This is a genomic window from Amycolatopsis sp. ATCC 39116 (genome assembly GCF_000231075.2).
In the GTDB taxonomy this organism is placed as follows: domain Bacteria; phylum Actinomycetota; class Actinomycetes; order Mycobacteriales; family Pseudonocardiaceae; genus Amycolatopsis_E; species Amycolatopsis_E tucumanensis.
The window spans coordinates 20400-36001 of the sequence record NZ_AFWY03000060.1 but is presented as its reverse complement, the minus strand read 5'-3'; the positions used below and the strand labels follow the sequence as shown (position 1 = coordinate 36001).

Here is a 15602-nt window from a genome sequence, read left to right as displayed (position 1 = left end):
CCGGTCCCGTTCACGTGCGCGCTTACGCTAGCGCGCTGTGCAGTCGCTGACCCTCGATGGTGTGAAAATCACTCGCGGAAGGTGTCTGCTTTCGAGCACACCCGTGCGGGTAATTGATCATTGACAGTGATCGGGGTCACCCCATTTGGTTGCTACTCGTTAGTAGATCGTAGGGCTGGCTGGAGAGATAGGGGACCCCGATGCGATGGCGCTCCACGCGGGCGGTGGCGATCGCCGCCGCCGTGCTCGTCCTCCCGTTCACCGGCGCCGTCCCCGCGGCGAACGCCCAGGTCCCGCTCGCGCCGGTGTCGGACACGCTGGACCGGGTGCTGGCCACGGCGACCGCGCTGACCCCGGTCACGACCCTCGTGCACGCGACGGACGCGGGCACCGCCGCACAGGCCGTGCGGACGGCCGGGATGCGGGAGATCACCCGGTTCCCGCGCATCGGCGTCGTCGCCGCGACGGGTACCGCCGCGCAGGTCGCCGCGGTGCGCAAGGCGGCCGGCGTCACCTACGTCGAGAACAACGACCCGCTCGTCGCGTTCGGCTCGTCCGGCACGACCGCGACCCGCAGCGCCGAAGCACGCACCACGCTGACCGGCGCGGACGGCGCTCCGCTGGACGGGCGCGGGGTGTCCGTGGCGATCATCGACACCGGGATCGACCCGACGCACCCCGCGTTCCGCGGCGCCGACGGGTCGACCCGCGTGGTGCGCAACCTGAAGAGCCTGTGCCTCGACGGCACCACCACCTCGTGCATCGTCGACGTGCCCACCTCGGTCGACACCGACGCGACCGCGCTCGGCGGGCACGGCACCCACGTCGCCGGGATCGCGGCGGGCGCGCCGTACACGCTGGCCGACGGTTCGTTTGTCGGCGGTTCGGCGCCGGGCGCGAAGATCGTGTCGATCTCGACCGGGCTGGCGATCCTGGTGCTGGGCACGGACGCCGCCCTGAACTGGGTGTTGGAGAACCACGCCGCGCCGTGCGGGGCCGGGGTGCCGGCGACGGTGTGCCCGCCGATCAAGGTGATCAACAACTCGTACGGCCCGAGCGGCGGCGGCGAGTTCGACCCGGAGTCGGCGACGGTCAAGCTCCAGCGCGCACTCGCGGCCGAGGGGGTCGTGACGGTGTGGGCGAACGGCAACGACGGCGGGGACGGTTCGGCGGACCTGTCGAACCCGCCGGGCAAGGACCCGACGCCCGGCGTGATCTCGGTGGCCTCCTACAACGACCAGGGCACCGGGACGCGCGACGGGACCGTGTCGGACTTCTCCTCGCGGGGGCTCGCGTCGGACCCGTCGACGTGGCCGGACGTGTCCGCGCCGGGCGAGAACATCCTGTCCGCGTGCCGTCCGTACCTGGTGATCTGCGCGACGGGGTTGCAGCCGTCGAACGGGCCGGGGATGCTCGACCTCGGCACCTACAACGTGATCAGCGGCACCTCGATGGCGACGCCGCAGATCACCGGCATCGTGGCGCAGCTGTTCCAGTCCCGGCCGGACGCCACGCCGGGCGAGATCGAGGCCGCGATCAAGTCGACGGCGTACAAGTACAGTGACGGCGCGCCGTACCAGGGCGGTTCGAGCTTCGACAAGGGTGCCGGGCTGGTCGACACGGTCGCCGCCGTGGGGGCGCTCGCCGGGGCCTGACGGCTTTCCGTCCAGTGGTGGTCGTGCGACATCTGAGGTTCCTGTGGCGAAATGCCATCGCCGGGGTGCACAATATGGGCAGTCACGGCAGGGATGCTTGAACGCAGGCTCCGAGCTCGCGAGGTCGTAGGGGAAGACGCCCCTCGTCGAGTAGCGGAGGTCAGCAGTGAGCACCCGTGGCGTGGTTTACGTCCACTCGTCGCCGTCTGCGGTGTGCCCGCACGTCGAGTGGGCGATTTCGGGCACCCTGGGTACCCGAGTGGATCTGAAGTGGACGGCGCAACCCGCCGCTCCAGGGCAGCTTCGCGCCGAGTGCACGTGGAGCGCGCCCGCCGGAACCGGCGCCAAGCTGGCGGCCGGTCTCAAGGCGTGGCCGATGCTGCGCTTCGAGGTGACCGAGGAGCCGAGCGCCGGCGTCGACGGCGAGCGGTTCTGCTACGTGCCGGGGCTGGGACTGTGGCGCGGGCGGACGAGCGCCAACGGAGACATCGTCGTCGGGGAAGACCAGCTGCGCACCCTCGTGGCGACCTGTCGTGCGGGGGAGCAGCTGGCGCACAAGCTCGACGAGCTGCTGGCTTCGAGCTGGGACGAGGCGCTGGAGCCGTTCCGGCACGCCGGGGACGGGGCTCCGGTCACCTGGCTGCACCGGGTGGGGTGAGTCTTCGGGCGAGTCGGGTGGGTGGCTTTGGGTGGCTTTGGTTGGCTGCCTTGGTGCTTGGTGCTTGGTGCTTGGTGCTTGGTGAGATGCCCAGCGGTGCTCGGCGCTTCGGCGCGGTGCGCGGTGAGGTGCCCACTCGTGTGGCGATGAACGGACCGTTCATCGCTTCGGCCCGCGTGAGGTGTCCAGTCGTGCGGTGATGAGTGGGCCGTTCATGCCTTGCGCCGCGTAGCCGCGTGGGGTGCCCAGTGGTGCGGCGATGAACGGTCCATTCATTGCTTCCCCCAGCGAGGTGTCCGCTCGCGCGCCGATGAACGGACCGTTCCTGGCTTCGGCCCGCGCGAGGTGGCCGGTCGTGTGGTGATGGATGGTCCGTTCATGCCTTGCGCCGCGTGAGGTGTCCAGTCGTGCGGTGATGAGTGGGCCGTTCATGCCTTGCGCCGCGTAGCCGCGCGAGGTGCCCAGTGGTGCGGCGATGAACGGGGCCGTTCATCGAACCAACTCCGGCCCCGAACCAACCCGCCCGAACCAAACCCCGCCCCCGAACCCAACCCCCACCGCCGTCACCACCCGCACTCACCCCAGCCACAACAACCCCACAACAGCCGAGCCCCTTCACCTGCCCGGCCCAACCGCCCCAGCCCACTCCGCGCAAAAGACAGCACTCGGTAACGATCACCACTACGCTGCCGATGTGACAGCCATGCCGGCGCCTTCCGCAGCACCGCCGCGATGGTTGGTGCCCGTCGTCATCGTCGTGGTGTCGATCATGGTCGGTGGGGGTCTGCTGGCCCGCGAGCTGTACCGGCTGCCCGAAGCGGCCCCGGACGCGATCCTCGCCCAGTCGTCGACCGCTCGGCCGCTCGCGCAGCAGCCAGGGCCGGGCACCGTCGAGCTCACCCCGGACGCCGCGGCTCACCCGCAGAACACCACGGTCCGCGCGCTGCTCCAGACGTACTTCGACTCGATCAACAACCGCGACTACGAGCTGTGGAAATCGGCCGTCACCCGCGAGCGAGTCCAGGCCAAGTCGAAGAGCACCTGGCTCAACGACTACCGCACGACGAGGGACGGCAGCATCCTCGTCTACCGCATCGACCCGGTCGCCGACGACGAACTCCGCGCCCTCGTCGGCTTCACCAGCACCCAGGACGTCAAGGACGCCCCGGCCGAACTCCCGGAACCCTGCGTGCACTGGCGCCTCGTGCTCCCGCTGACCCTGGAATCCGGCGCCTGGAAGGTGGACACCGTCACCGGCTCCACCACCCCCGAACTCTCCCGCTGCTGACCGCACACACGAGAAAACCCCGGCCACCAAGGGCCGGGGTTCTCCCAATGCCAGCGAAACTCAGGCGCCCGTGAACAGCAGCGCCGTGTTGTGACCGCCGAAGCCGAACGAGTTGCTCAGCGCCGCGGTCAGCTCGACCTTCCGCGGCTCACCGGCCACGACGTCGAGCCCGACCTTCGGGTCCAGGTTCTCCAGGTTCAGCGTCGGCGGCACCAGACCGTGGTAGATCGAGAGCAGCGTGAGGATGCCCTCGACCGCCCCCGCGCCACCGACCAGGTGACCCAGCGCGGACTTCGGCGCCGTCACCACCGGGTGCTCACCGACGGCCTTGCGGATCGCGGCGGCCTCGCCGATGTCGCCGACCACCGTGGACGTCGCGTGGGCGTTCACGTGCCCCACGTCCGCCGACGTCAGCCCCGCCATCGTCATCGCGTTCGCCATCGCGGCGATCTGGCCGATGCCCTCCGGGTGGTTGCCGGTGATGTGGTGCGCGTCCGAGGTGATGCCGTACCCGGCCAGCCGCCCGTAGATCCGCGCGCCGCGGGCCTTCGCCCGGTCCTCCCGCTCCAGGACGACCACACCGGCGCCCTCACCGAGCACGAACCCGTCCCGGTCGGTGTCGAACGGGCGCGACGCGCGCTCGGGCTCGTCGTTGCGCGTCGACACCGTCCGGGCCTGCGCGAAACCGGCCACGGTGATCGGGTGGATGCAGGACTCCGCACCACCCGCCACCACGACGTCGGCCCGACCGTTCTGGATCATCTGGTAGCCGTTGGCGATGCCCTCGGCGCCGGAGGCGCACGCCGAAGCCGGCGAGTGCACCCCGGCCCTGGCCTTGAGGTCGATGCCGACGTGCGCGGCAGGCCCGTTCGGCATCAGCATCGGCACGGTCAGCGGCGAGACCTTCCGGATGCCCTCCTGCTCGAGCAGGTCGTCCATCGCCAGCAGCGTCAGCGGCCCGCCGATGCCGGTGCCGATGGACACGCCGAGCCGGTCCGGGTCGACGTCCGTGCGCTCGTCGCTGGGCTGCTCGAAACCGGCGTCGGCCCACGCCTGCCGGGCGGCGATGAGCGCGATCTGCTCACACCGGTCCAGCCGGCGCGCCTGCACGCGCGGCAGCTTCTCCGCCGGATCCTCGGCGAGCGTGGCGCCGATCTTGACCGGCAGGTCGAACTTCTCGACCCAGTCGGCCTCGATCCGCCGGATGCCGCTGCGGCCGGCGAGCAAGCCCTCCCACGTGGACGCGACGTCCCCGCCGAGTGGCGTCGTCGCGCCGATCCCGGTGATCACGACGTCGATGTTGCTCATGAGGAGTCTCCCCGAGGTTCAGACGAAGAATTCAGCTCGTGCTTACTTGGCGTTCGCGGCGACGTAGTCCACCGCGTCGCCGACGGTTTTCAGGTTGGCCAGCTCGTCGTCCGGGATCTTGACCCCGAACTTGTCCTCGGCCTGCACCGCGATCTCCACCATCGACAGCGAGTCGATGTCCAGGTCGTCGACGAAGGACTTCTCCAGGCTCACGTCGTCCTGCGCGACACCCGCGACCTCCTCGACGATCTCCGCGAGGCCGCTGAGGATCTCCTGCTTGTCCGCCACGATGGTGTTTCCTTTCTGGGGGTTCGACACCGGCAGGCCCGCGCCTGCCGGCGATAGTGGTATCACGGGCAGATGACGACCTGTCCGGCGTAGGACAGGCCCGCGCCGAATCCAACCATCAGCACCACGTCACCCGTTTTGACGGTGCCCGCTTTCCGCATGTGGTCCAGCGCCATGGGAATCGACGCGGACGAGGTGTTGCCGGAGAACTTGATGTCGTCGGCGACGACCAGGTCCTCCCGCGCGCCCTTGGCCTTGAGCCGCTTGGCGATCGCGTCCACGATCCGCAGGTTCGCCTGGTGCGGGATGAGCACGTCGATGTCCGACGGCTCCAGCCCGGCCAGCTCGACCGCCTTCAACGCGATCGGCGCGATCTGCGTGGTCGCCCACCGGAAGACCGACTGGCCCTCCTGGTAGATGTACTTGTGGTCGCGCATGTAGATCGTGTCGACCAGGTCGCCCGCGCTGCCCCACGACACCGGCCCGATGCCCGGCTCGTCGGACGGGCCGACCACCGCGGCGCCGGCGCCGTCGGCGAAGATGATCGCGTTCGCGCGGTCCACCGGGTCGACCACGTCGGTCAGCTTCTCCGCGCCGATCACCAGCACCTTGCCCGCGGAGCCGGCGCGGATCAGGTCGGAGGCGACGCCGAGGCCGTAGCAGAACCCGGCGCACGCGGCGTTGAGGTCGAACGCGCCGGCCGCCTTCACGCCGATCCGGTCGGCGACCTGACCGGCCGCGTTCGGGATGGGCGCGGGCATCGTGCAGTTCGGCACGATCACGGTGTCCACATCGGACGGCTGCAGGCCCGCGTCGGTGAGCGCGGCGTTGCCCGCCTTGACCGCCATGTCGACCAGCAGCTCGTCCTTCTCGGCGAAGCGGCGCTCGATGATGCCGACCCGCTCACGGATCCACTGGTCGTTGGTCTCCATGATCTGGGACAGGTCGTCGTTGGTGACGACGCGGTCCGGCTGGTAGCTGCCGACGCCCAGGATCCGGGTGGCGGCCGGGCCCTGCTTCTGGCGCAACACCGGGCTCACAGGATCTCCTTCGCGGCGGGCAGGTCGGTGGGGGTCTTCAACGCGACGGTCTGCGTGACCGTGCCCTTGAGCTGGCGCTTGACCAGACCGGTCAGGGTGCCCGCGGGCGGCAGCTCGACCGTCGCGGTGACGCCCAGCTCGACCAAGCCGTCCATCGTCAGGTCCCAGCGCACCGGGCGGGTGACCTGCTTGATCAGCCGCTCCAGGTACTCGGCGCCGCTGGTGACCACGGTGCCGTCGGCGTTGGACAGCAGCGGGCGGACCGGGTCCTTCGGCGTGATCGACGCGGCGTGCGCGCGCAGGGCCTCCTCGGCGGGGGCCATGTAGGAGGTGTGGAAGGCGCCGGCGACCTTCAGCGGCCGGACCTTCGTGCCTTCGAGGGGCTCGGCGACGATGCGCTCGATGGCGTCCTTCGCGCCGGAGGCGACGATCTGCCCGGCGCCGTTGCGGTTCGCCGCGGTCAGGCCGTGGCCCTCCAGCCACGCGACGACCTCGTCCGGGTCGCCCAGCATCACGGCCGCCATGGACGTCGGCTCGATCGCGCACGCCTTGGCCATCTCGGCGCCGCGCACGGCCGCGAGAGCGACGGCGTCCTCGGCGGTGAGCACACCCGCCGCGGCGGCGGCCGCCAGCTCGCCGACGGAGTGGCCGGCGACCGGGGTGTCGTCCGGGACGTCGCCGAGGGCGTCGAAGGCCAGCAGCGAGAGCGCGACGATCAGCGGCTGCGTGATCGCGGTGTCCTGGATGGTCTCGGCGTCGGCCTCGGTCCCGAGGTGGACCAGGTCGAGCCCGGTTCGCTCGGACCAGCGCGCGAGCTTCTCGCGGGTGCCGTCGAGTTCGAGCCAGGGGGAGAACATGCCGGGCGCTTGGGAGCCCTGTCCGGGAGCGAGCACTGCTGTCACGCCTCTAGGGAACATGCTTCCCCGGCGGGCCCGGGATGCCGCCGTTCACCAAGTCGGAGCGGCGATCTTGTAGGGAGCCTACAAAAATGGCGCCCGCGGGCCCGCATCCAGCGCTGATGTGTTGTCGGTTCCGGGCAGGCCGGAAGTGAGACCGGTCACCAGAGGCCGCGTGCCCTGGCCAGCCGTCCCACGGTCAGGGCCACCCGCAGCACCAGCGCGTCCCGCGGTTCGGTGGCGTTGCGGCCGGTCAGCTCGGCCGCCCGGCGCAGCCGGTAGCGCACGGTGTTGGGGTGCACGAACAGCTTCTTCGCGCACGTCTCCAGCACCCCGCCGGACTCCAGGTACTCGTCCACCGTCTGCAGCATCGTCGGCCCGGCGGCCTCCAGCGGCTGCGCGATCTCCTCGATCAGCAGCCGCTCGGCCTCGGCGTCGCCGGAGAGCGCTCGTTCCGGCAGCAGGTCCGAGGATCGCACGGGCCGCGGCGCGCCCGGCCAGCCGACCACCGCGCGCAGCCCGGACAGCGCCTCGGCCGCGCTGCGGTGCGCCTCGGCCAGGCTGTCCACCGTCGGGCCGGCCACCACCGGGCCCTCGCCGAACGCGCCCGCCAGCTTGCCGAGGACCTCCTTCTGCTTGGCGTCGCCGTCGGTCGGGCCGCCTGCCACCACGATCAGCCGCGACCCCTGGACGCTCAGCAGCACCGGCCGTGCCAGCCGCGCGGCCAGCCGGCGCACCTCGAACACCACGCTCGGCGGGTCGTCCGATGGCGGGCGGCCCGCCAGCACGGTCGCCATCGCCGACGGCTCCCAGCCGAGCGCCGCGGCCCGCGACAGCACCGCCTCCTCGGCGTCGCCGCGGACGATGCCGTCCACGACCAGCGCCTCCAGCCGGGCATCCCACGCGCCGCGCGCCTCCGCGGCCGCGGCGTAGGAGTTGGCCGTCGCGAAGGCGATCTCGCGGCCGTAGCGGAGGATGCCCTCGGTGAGCGCGGCGTTCTCGGCCTCGGTGGCGGCGAATTCCGGCAGCTGCTCCTCGAACACCTCGATCGCCAGCCGCACCAGCCCGACCGCCTGCCGCAGGCTGATCCAGCGGGACAGGTCCTCGGGGGCGCCGCGGAAGGCGTCGGTGGTGAGCTTGAGCGCCTCCTGCGAATCCCGCAGCCAGTCGACGAACCCGGCCGCGCCGGTTTGGGTGATCAGCAGGATGCTCGCCCGCTGCTCCGCGGGCAGCCGCCCGAACCACGGCAGCCGCTGCTCCATGGCGGCGACGCTGGCCGAGGCGAGGCGCCCGGAGGCGCGCTCCAGCCTGCGCAGCGTCTTCGCGGAAAGGCCGTGGTGCTTGGCCAGGCGCCTGCCGCTGGTCTGGCTGCCGTGGGTCTGGCTGCCGTGGGTCTGGGTCATGGTGAACCGACTCTAACCGGCCGTCCGGTAAACGCGAGGCCGCCCGGCGCATCGCGGTTCTCGCAGCGCCGGGCGGCCTCATCTCCCCGGTCCCCACCGGTAGGTCCACTATGGACCTTGTGGATATTTTTCCGCCAGTCTTCTCACTCGATCGTGCAAGTAATTTTCCGATGATGTTGCGGGGCTCACTGCGGGTGAGGGAATCACCGCCGCTTGTGGCAGGTTGATCCGGCCAGACGGGAGGCGCCATGCACGTTCTGTTGCAGCACGGTTTGTCCGTTTTCGGGCAGTGGATCTCCATCGCGGAGCTGGTCGGCCAGCTGTGCGCGCTCGCCGTGGTCTTCCTGGCGCAGCGGCGCACGCTCTGGACCTGGCCCGTGCAGGTCGGCGCGACGGTGCTGCTGTTCGCCGTCTACGCCTCCGCGCACCTGGGCGGGCTCGCGGCCCGGCAGGTCGCGATCCTGCTGATCTCGGTCTACGGCTGGTGGGCCTGGACCCGCCGCCGCGACCCGGTCTACGGGGTGGTCGTGCGCAGCGGCCGGGCCGTCGAGCGGCTGGTGATGGCGGGCGCGTTCGTGGTCGGCACCGTGGTGATGGCACTGGTGCTCGACGCGCTGGACGCATCCTGGGCGCCGTGGCCGGACGCGGCGATCTTCATCGGCACGCTGGTCGCCTTCGCCGCCCAGGGCCGCGGCCTGGTCGAGTTCTGGCTGGTGTGGCTGGTCGTCGACGCGATCGGCGTGCCGCTGCAGATCTCCTCGGGCCTGTACTTCTCCGCGGCGGTGTACCTCGTGTTCGCGGCGCTGGTCGTGCACGGCTGGTGGAGCTGGCACCGCGCCGCGGTCACGCGCCCGGAGCTCACGGCAGCATCCCGCTGAGGAAGCTCGCCTGCGCCACCACGATCAGGCACATCACGAACAGCAGTCCCACGCTCCACGGCAGCACCTTGCGCAACAGCGTGCCCTCTTCGCCCGGCAGCATCGCCGCCGCGCACGCGATGCTCAGGTTCTGCGGGGAGATCATCTTGCCGAGCACGCCGCCCGAGGAGTTGGCCGCGGCGAGCAGTTCGGGCGACAGCCCGGCCTGGTGCGCCGCGGTCACCTGGAGCGCGCCGAACAGGGCGTTGGCGGAGGTGTCCGAACCCGAGACCGCCACGCCGAACCAGCCGAGCACCGGGGACAGGAACGCCAGGCCGGCGCCCGCGCCCGCGATGAAGTAGCCGATCGTGGTGGCCTGGCCGGACAGGTTCATCACGTAGGCCAGCGCGAGCACGCTCGTCACGGTCAGGATGGCGAACCGCAGCTCGTGCACCGTGCCGCCCCACTCGCGGACCGCGTCCCGGGCGCGGACCCGCAGGAACACCGCGGTCAGGACGCCCGCGATCAACACGAGCGTGCCGCCGGTGCTCAGGAACGGCACCGAGAACGTGTTGCCGGACACCGGTTTGCCCGCCGAGTTCGCCACCGACAGGGCGGGCCAGTCGAACTTCCACGTCGCCGCGTCGAGCAGCCGCTTGACCGGCGGCAGCTGGCCGATCGAGAAGATCACGATGATCAGCCCGTACGGCAGGTAGGCGCGGACGACCTCGCCGCGGTCCTCCGGCCGGTCCAGCGTTTCGGTGGCCACACCGGTGAGCACGGCGGTCCGGACCTCTTCGCGGGCCGGCTTCCGGGCTGCGGGCAGCGCGACCAGTGCGGCGGCGCCGGCGAGCGCGGCGCCGATGTCGGCGAGCTGCGCGGAAACGTAGTTGGCGGCGGCGAACTGCACCACCCCGAACGCCACGCCGCACACCAGCGCGGGCAGCCACGTTTCCCGCAGCCCGCGACGCCCGTCGACGATGAAGACCAGCAGCAGCGGCACGAACAACGCCAGGATCGGCGTCTGGCGGCCCACGATCGACGACACGGTGTCCAGCGGCAGCCCAGTGACCTGCGCGAGGGTGACGACCGGGGTGCCCATGGCGCCGAACGCGACCGGCGCGGTGTTGGCGACCAGCGCGACGACCGCCGCCCGCACCGGGGTGAACCCGAGCGCCACCAGCATCACCGAGCTGATCGCGACCGGCGCGCCGAAGCCGGCCAGCGCCTCCATCAGCGCGCCGAAGCAGAACGCGATGATCAGCGCCTGGATGCGGGGATCGTCGGAGACCCGGCCGAACGACCGGCGGAGCACGTCGAAGTGGCCGGTGCGCACGGTGATCCGGTAGATCCACAGCGCGTTGACGACGATCCACATGATGGGGAAGAGCCCGAACGCGGCGCCCTGGAAACCGCTGGAGATCGCCTGCCCGATCGGCATGCCGAAGATCGTGACGGCGACGATGAGGGCGACGGCCAGGCCGATCAGGCCGGCCTGGTGGGCCTTCATCCGGACCACGCCCAGCAGGACGAGGACGGTGGCCAGTGGGAGTGCCGCGACCAGCGCGGACAGGCCGAGTGAACCGGCTAGCGGGGCGAGCTCCTGCACGAACATGCCGACCTCGATTCCACATTGCGGAAGTGGGGTTCCGCTGGGGGTGGGGTCGGATGGTCCAGTTGTCCGGGCGGGGCGTCAAGGGGGGCGTTTCACTGATCGAGATGGCGCGGGCGCTACGGGCGCTACGCGGGTTTCTCGATCGCCGGCTTCGCTTCGCTACGCCCCGATTGAAGTGCGCCTTCCGAACCCGATCTTTCAGTGTTCGGTTGCCGAGACACCGCGTCAAGGCGGGAAAGCGTGCCTTGACCCGGTGGCTCGGCAACCGATTTGGCTGGGGATCGGGTTGCGGGAGGGGAGTGGTTCGGGGGGTTTTGGCTTTCGTTGCCGGGTGGCGGTTGGGCCGTGGGGTTATTTGAGGGTGGCGTGGGTTGGTTGTAGGGCGTCGATTGTTCGCACGCCCAGTAGCTGCATCGTTCGCACGATTTCCTGGCGCAGGATGTCCACGCAGCGCTGGACTCCCCGTTCGCCGCCTGCCATGAGGCCGTACAGGTACGCCCGGCCGATCAGGCACATCGACGCGCCCCTCGCCATCGCGGCCACGATGTCGCCGCCGGACAGGATTCCGGTGTCCACCCACACTTCGGCGTCGCCGCCGACGGCGTCCAGCGTGGGCGTCAGGAGTTCCAGCGGGGTCGGCGCTCGATCGAGCTGGCGGCCGCCGTGGTTGGACAGCACCACCGCGTCCGCGCCGTGCTTCACCACGTCCCGTGCGTCGTCCGGGTTCTGGATTCCCTTGACGACCAGCTTGCCCTTCCAGGTTTCCCGCACCCACGCCAGGTCGTCGAAGCTGAGCGTCGGGTCGAAGAGGGCGTTGATCAGCTCCGCGACGGTGCCGTCCCACGAACCGAACGACGCGAACTCCAGCGGCTCCGTCGTGAGCAGGTTGAACCACCACGCCGGGTGCGTCGCGCCGTCCAGGAACGTGCGCAGCGTCAGCGTCGGCGGGATGGTCAGGCCGTTGCGCACGTCCCGCATCCGCGCGCCGGCCACCGGCGTGTCCACCGTCAGCAACAGCGTGTCGTAACCGCTTTCCTCCGCGCGCCGCATCAGCTCCGCGCCCGCCGCGTGGTCGCGCCACACGTAGAGCTGGAACCACTTCCGCGCGTGCGGGGCGGCCTTCGCGACGTCCTCGATCGAGGTCGTCCCCATCGTCGACAACGCGTACGGGATGCGTTCCCGCTGCGCCACCCGGACCACCGCGCGTTCGCCCTCGTGGTGCATCATCCGCGTGAAACCGGTCGGCGCGAACGCGAACGGCAACGCCGACCGCTCACCGAGCACCTCGACACTCGTGTCCACATCGGACACCCCGCGCAGCACGTTGGGGTGGAACTCCACACTGCGGAACGCCTGCCGGGCGCGGCGCAGGCTGTCTTCGAGCTCCGCGGCGCCGTCGGTGTAGTCGAACACCGCCCGCGGCGTGCGCCTGCGCGCGATGGTGCGCAGGTCGGCGATCGTGTGGGCGTTCGACAGGCGGCGGTCGGTCGGGTTGAGCTTCACCGGTTTCGGTCGCAGGATCTGCTGCAGCTCACTGGGCCTCGGCAAGCGACGTCGCGTCATAGATACATCATCGGGGATGACGACGTGCGAAGGGCACCCGCGCGAAGCACGCGGGTGGCCTTCGAAAAACCGCGGATCAGGCGTTTCCGGCGTCGGTGAGCTGCGGGCCCGCCGCCGACACGTCGTGGATCCGGTACTTCCGGGCGGCCTCGACCACCTTCTCCTGCGCGACCTCACCGCGCTTGGCGAGCGCGGCCAGCGTGGCGACCGTGATCGACTCGGCGTCGACCAGGAAGTGCCGCCGCGCCGCCGGACGCGTGTCGGAGAAGCCGAACCCGTCGGTGCCCAGGGTGAGCATGTCGGTCGGCACCCACGGGCGGATCAGGTCCGGCACCGCGCGCATCCAGTCCGACACCGCCACGACCGGGCCGGTCGCGCCGGACAGCGCCTGCGTCACGTACGGCACGCGCGGCGAGTCGCCGGGGTGCAGCAGGTTGTCCCGGTCGATCTCCACCGCCTCGCGGCGCAGCTCCGACCACGACGTCGCCGACCACACGGCCGCGCGCACGCCCCACTCCTCGGCCAGCATCGTCTGCGCCTTGAGCGCGTCCGGCATCGTCACGCCGGACACCAGGATCTGCGCCTCCGGACCGTCACCCGACGACGCCTCCGCGTACCGGTACAGGCCCTTGAGCAGACCCTCGACGTCGAGGTTCTCCGGCTCGGCCGGCTGCCGGTACGGCTCGTTGTAGACCGTCATGTAGTAGAAGACGTTCTCGCCGTTGCCCTCCGGGCCGCCCTCGCCGTACATGCGGCGCAGGCCGTCCTTGACGATGTGGGCGATCTCGAACGACCACGCCGGGTCGTACGCCACCACAGCCGGGTTGGTGTGCGCCAGCAGCAGCGAATGCCCGTCGGCGTGCTGCAGGCCCTCACCGGTCAGCGTGGTGCGGCCCGCGGTGGCGCCCAGCACGAACCCGCGCGCCATCTGGTCCGCGGCCGCGTACAGGCCGTCGCCGGTGCGCTGGAACCCGAACATCGAGTAGAAGATGTAGATCGGGATCATCGGCTCGCCGTGCGTGGCGTAGGACGTGCCCACCGCCGTGAACGACGACGTCGACCCGGCCTCGTTGATGCCCTCGTGCAGCAGCTGGCCGTGCTCGGACTCCTTGTACGCCAGCATCAGGTTGGCGTCCACCGACGTGTAGGTCTGCCCGTGCGGGTTGTAGATCTTCGCCGTCGGGAACATCGAGTCCAGGCCGAACGTGCGGGCCTCGTCCGGGATGATCGGCACGATCCGGTGGCCGATCTCGGCGTCCTTGGCCAGCTCGCGCACCAGCCGCACGAACGCCATCGTGGTGGCGACCTCCTGCTTGCCGGAGCCCTTCCGGATGGCCTCGTACACCTTGTCACCCGGCAGCACCAGCGGCTTGGCCCGGTTGCGCCGCTCCGGCACGAACCCGCCGAGGGTCTTGCGGCGGCCCACCATGTACTCGATCTCGGGCGAGTTCGCGCCCGGGTGGTAGTACGGCGGCAGCTTCGGGTCGCGCTCCAGCTCCTCGTCGCTGATCGGAATGCGCTGCGCGTCCCGGAACAGCTTCAGGTCGTCCAGCGTGAGCTTCTTCATCTGGTGCGTGGCGTTGCGGCCCTCGAACGCCGGGCCGAGGCCGTAACCCTTGATGGTGTGGGCCAGGATCACCGTCGGCTGACCGTGGTGCTCCATCGCCGCCTTGTACGCCGCGTACACCTTGCGGTAGTCGTGACCACCGCGCTTGAGGTTCCAGATGTCGGCGTCGCTCAGGTCCTTGACCAGGTCCTTCGTGCGCGGGTCGCGGCCGAAGAAGTGCTCGCGGACGTAGGCGCCGTCGTTGGCCTTGTACGTCTGGAAGTCGCCGTCCGGCGTGACGTTCATCAGGTTGACCAGCGCGCCGTCGCGGTCGGCGTGCAGCAGCGAGTCCCACTCGCGGCCCCAGATGACCTTGATCACGTTCCAGCCCGCGCCGCGGAAGTACGCCTCGAGCTCCTGGATGATCTTGCCGTTGCCGCGCACCGGGCCGTCGAGCCGCTGCAGGTTGCAGTTGATGACGAAGGTCAGGTTGTCCAGGCCCTCGCCCGCGGCCACGTGGATGAGGCCCCGCGACTCCGGCTCGTCCATCTCGCCGTCGCCGAGGAACGCCCACACGTGCTGGTCGGAGGTGTCCTTGATGCCGCGGTCGCGCAGGTACCGGTTGAACCGGGCCTGGTAGATCGCGTTCATCGGGCCGAGGCCCATGGACACGGTCGGGTACTCCCAGAAGCCCGGCATCAGCCGCGGGTGCGGGTACGACGGCAGGCCGCCGCCCTCGCCGGCGTGCGACAGCTCCTGGCGGAAGCCGTCGAGCTGCTGCTCGTTGAGACGGCCCTCCAGGTAGGCGCGGGCGTAGATGCCCGGGGAGGCGTGACCCTGGATGAAGACGTGGTCACCGCCACCGGAGTGGTCCTTGCCCCGGAAGAAGTGGTTGAAGCCGACCTCGTAGAGCGCCGCCGACGACGCGTACGTGGAGATGTGGCCGCCGACACTGACGCCGGGGCGCTGGGCGCGGTGCACCATGATCGCCGCGTTCCAGCGGATGTAGGCCCGGTAGCGGCGCTCGATCTCCTCGTCGCCGGGGAACCACGGCTCGTTCTCCGTGGGGATGGTGTTGACGTAGTCCGTCGCGGTCAGCGGCGGGACACCGACGTTGCGCTCGCGGGCGCGCTCCAGGATCCGCAGCATCAGGTAGCGAGCCCGCTGCTGGCCGCCCCGGGCGAGTGCCTCGTCGAACGAGTCCAGCCACTCGGCTGTCTCCTCGGGGTCGATGTCGGGCAGGTGGGCCGCCAATCCGTCACGGATGACGCGGACCCGGGCCGGGGCCCGATCGGTGCTGGCGCCGGTGCCTGCGGCCTGGTCGTTCTGGGGGGCCAAGGGATCTCCTCGCCGGTTGTCACTTCGCGTTCGGGGCACGGGTGCCTCAGTTCGGCCGTGCCCTCTCTGTCATGGTCGTCTAGTCCGGGCTTCCCGTCATCGCTACTGAGCGGTAACGTTCACCTATGTCCGCGCGCGCACGCGCGC

Annotated in this window: 12 protein-coding genes; 4 read left to right on the top strand and 8 right to left on the bottom strand. The window is 70.6% G+C overall.

The annotated features are described in order from the left end of the window. Window positions 1-200 precede the first annotated feature (200 nt). The 3 genes from AMY39116_RS0336320 to AMY39116_RS0336310 all read left to right on the top strand — a co-directional run bounded on the left by AMY39116_RS0336320 (window position 201) and on the right by AMY39116_RS0336310 (window position 3601). A complete protein-coding gene (locus tag AMY39116_RS0336320; protein ID WP_027936535.1) occupies window positions 201-1655 on the top strand; it encodes a S8 family serine peptidase in 1455 nt (484 codons plus the stop codon). 166 nt (window positions 1656-1821) lie between these two features. Beyond that, complete coding sequence (locus AMY39116_RS0336315; protein WP_027934727.1) at window positions 1822-2313, top strand: DUF3145 domain-containing protein; 492 nt, start codon at window positions 1822-1824, stop codon at window positions 2311-2313. A gap of 739 nt (window positions 2314-3052) precedes the next feature. After that, window positions 3053-3601 carry a hypothetical protein gene (locus tag AMY39116_RS0336310; protein ID WP_020422498.1) on the top strand — a complete coding sequence of 183 codons (549 nt, stop codon included), beginning with the start codon at window positions 3053-3055 and terminating at the stop codon, window positions 3599-3601. Window positions 3602-3661: 60 nt separating this feature from the next. Here the strand turns inward: AMY39116_RS0336310 and AMY39116_RS0336305 are convergent, their stop codons facing one another. The 5 genes from AMY39116_RS0336305 to AMY39116_RS0336285 all read right to left on the bottom strand — a co-directional run bounded on the left by AMY39116_RS0336305 (window position 3662) and on the right by AMY39116_RS0336285 (window position 8536). After that, the gene (locus tag AMY39116_RS0336305; RefSeq protein ID WP_020422497.1) at window positions 3662-4909 is read right to left on the bottom strand and encodes a beta-ketoacyl synthase; all 1248 of its coding nucleotides are present in this window, start codon (window positions 4907-4909) and stop codon (window positions 3662-3664) included. Window positions 4910-4951: 42 nt separating this feature from the next. Beyond that, complete coding sequence (locus AMY39116_RS0336300; protein ID WP_017984121.1) at window positions 4952-5197, bottom strand: acyl carrier protein; 246 nt, start codon at window positions 5195-5197, stop codon at window positions 4952-4954. A gap of 62 nt (window positions 5198-5259) precedes the next feature. Next, the gene (locus tag AMY39116_RS0336295) at window positions 5260-6237 is read right to left on the bottom strand and encodes a beta-ketoacyl-ACP synthase III (RefSeq protein WP_020422496.1); all 978 of its coding nucleotides are present in this window, start codon (window positions 6235-6237) and stop codon (window positions 5260-5262) included. Continuing rightward, entirely contained in the window at window positions 6234-7154 is a 921-nt protein-coding gene (locus AMY39116_RS0336290; protein ID WP_084506215.1) for an ACP S-malonyltransferase, read from the bottom strand. The genes AMY39116_RS0336295 and AMY39116_RS0336290 overlap by 4 nt, the downstream gene beginning before the upstream one ends. Window positions 7155-7294: 140 nt before the next feature. After that, window positions 7295-8536, bottom strand: a complete 1242-nt coding sequence (locus AMY39116_RS0336285; RefSeq protein ID WP_020422494.1) for a CdaR family transcriptional regulator — start codon at window positions 8534-8536, stop codon at window positions 7295-7297. A gap of 248 nt (window positions 8537-8784) precedes the next feature. Between AMY39116_RS0336285 and AMY39116_RS0336280 the strand changes: the two genes are divergently transcribed. Continuing rightward, window positions 8785-9414 carry a nicotinamide mononucleotide transporter family protein gene (locus tag AMY39116_RS0336280; RefSeq protein WP_020422493.1) on the top strand — a complete coding sequence of 210 codons (630 nt, stop codon included), beginning with the start codon at window positions 8785-8787 and terminating at the stop codon, window positions 9412-9414. Here the strand turns inward: AMY39116_RS0336280 and AMY39116_RS0336275 are convergent. The 3 genes from AMY39116_RS0336275 to aceE form a co-directional block, all read right to left on the bottom strand. Then, window positions 9395-11008, bottom strand: coding sequence for an L-lactate permease (locus AMY39116_RS0336275; RefSeq protein ID WP_020422492.1), 1614 nt, complete (start codon window positions 11006-11008; stop codon window positions 9395-9397). The genes AMY39116_RS0336280 and AMY39116_RS0336275 overlap by 20 nt on opposite strands. A 351-nt stretch (window positions 11009-11359) precedes the next feature. Then, on the bottom strand, window positions 11360-12571 hold the full coding sequence (locus tag AMY39116_RS0336270) for an alpha-hydroxy acid oxidase (RefSeq protein WP_027936533.1): 1212 nt from the start codon (window positions 12569-12571) through the stop codon (window positions 11360-11362). Between the two features lie 76 nt (window positions 12572-12647). Then, a complete protein-coding gene (gene aceE / locus AMY39116_RS0336265) occupies window positions 12648-15455 on the bottom strand; it encodes a pyruvate dehydrogenase (acetyl-transferring), homodimeric type (protein WP_020422490.1) in 2808 nt (935 codons plus the stop codon). Between the last annotated feature and the right edge of the window lie 147 nt (window positions 15456-15602).

What these genes read in the sequence shown, in the direction of transcription:
- AMY39116_RS0336275 (WP_020422492.1), bottom strand. Translation starts at nt 11,008, where the DNA reads ATGTTCGTGCAGGAGCTCGCCCCGCTAGCCGGTTCACTCGGCCTGTCC.
- AMY39116_RS0336290 (WP_084506215.1), bottom strand. Translation starts at nt 7,154, where the DNA reads ATGTTCCCTAGAGGCGTGACAGCAGTGCTCGCTCCCGGACAGGGCTCC.
- AMY39116_RS0336305 (WP_020422497.1), bottom strand. Translation starts at nt 4,909, where the DNA reads ATGAGCAACATCGACGTCGTGATCACCGGGATCGGCGCGACGACGCCA.
- AMY39116_RS0336285 (WP_020422494.1), bottom strand. Translation starts at nt 8,536, where the DNA reads ATGACCCAGACCCACGGCAGCCAGACCCACGGCAGCCAGACCAGCGGC.
- AMY39116_RS0336280 (WP_020422493.1), top strand. Translation starts at nt 8,785, where the DNA reads ATGCACGTTCTGTTGCAGCACGGTTTGTCCGTTTTCGGGCAGTGGATC.
- AMY39116_RS0336270 (WP_027936533.1), bottom strand. Translation starts at nt 12,571, where the DNA reads ATGACGCGACGTCGCTTGCCGAGGCCCAGTGAGCTGCAGCAGATCCTG.
- AMY39116_RS0336320 (WP_027936535.1), top strand. Translation starts at nt 201, where the DNA reads ATGCGATGGCGCTCCACGCGGGCGGTGGCGATCGCCGCCGCCGTGCTC.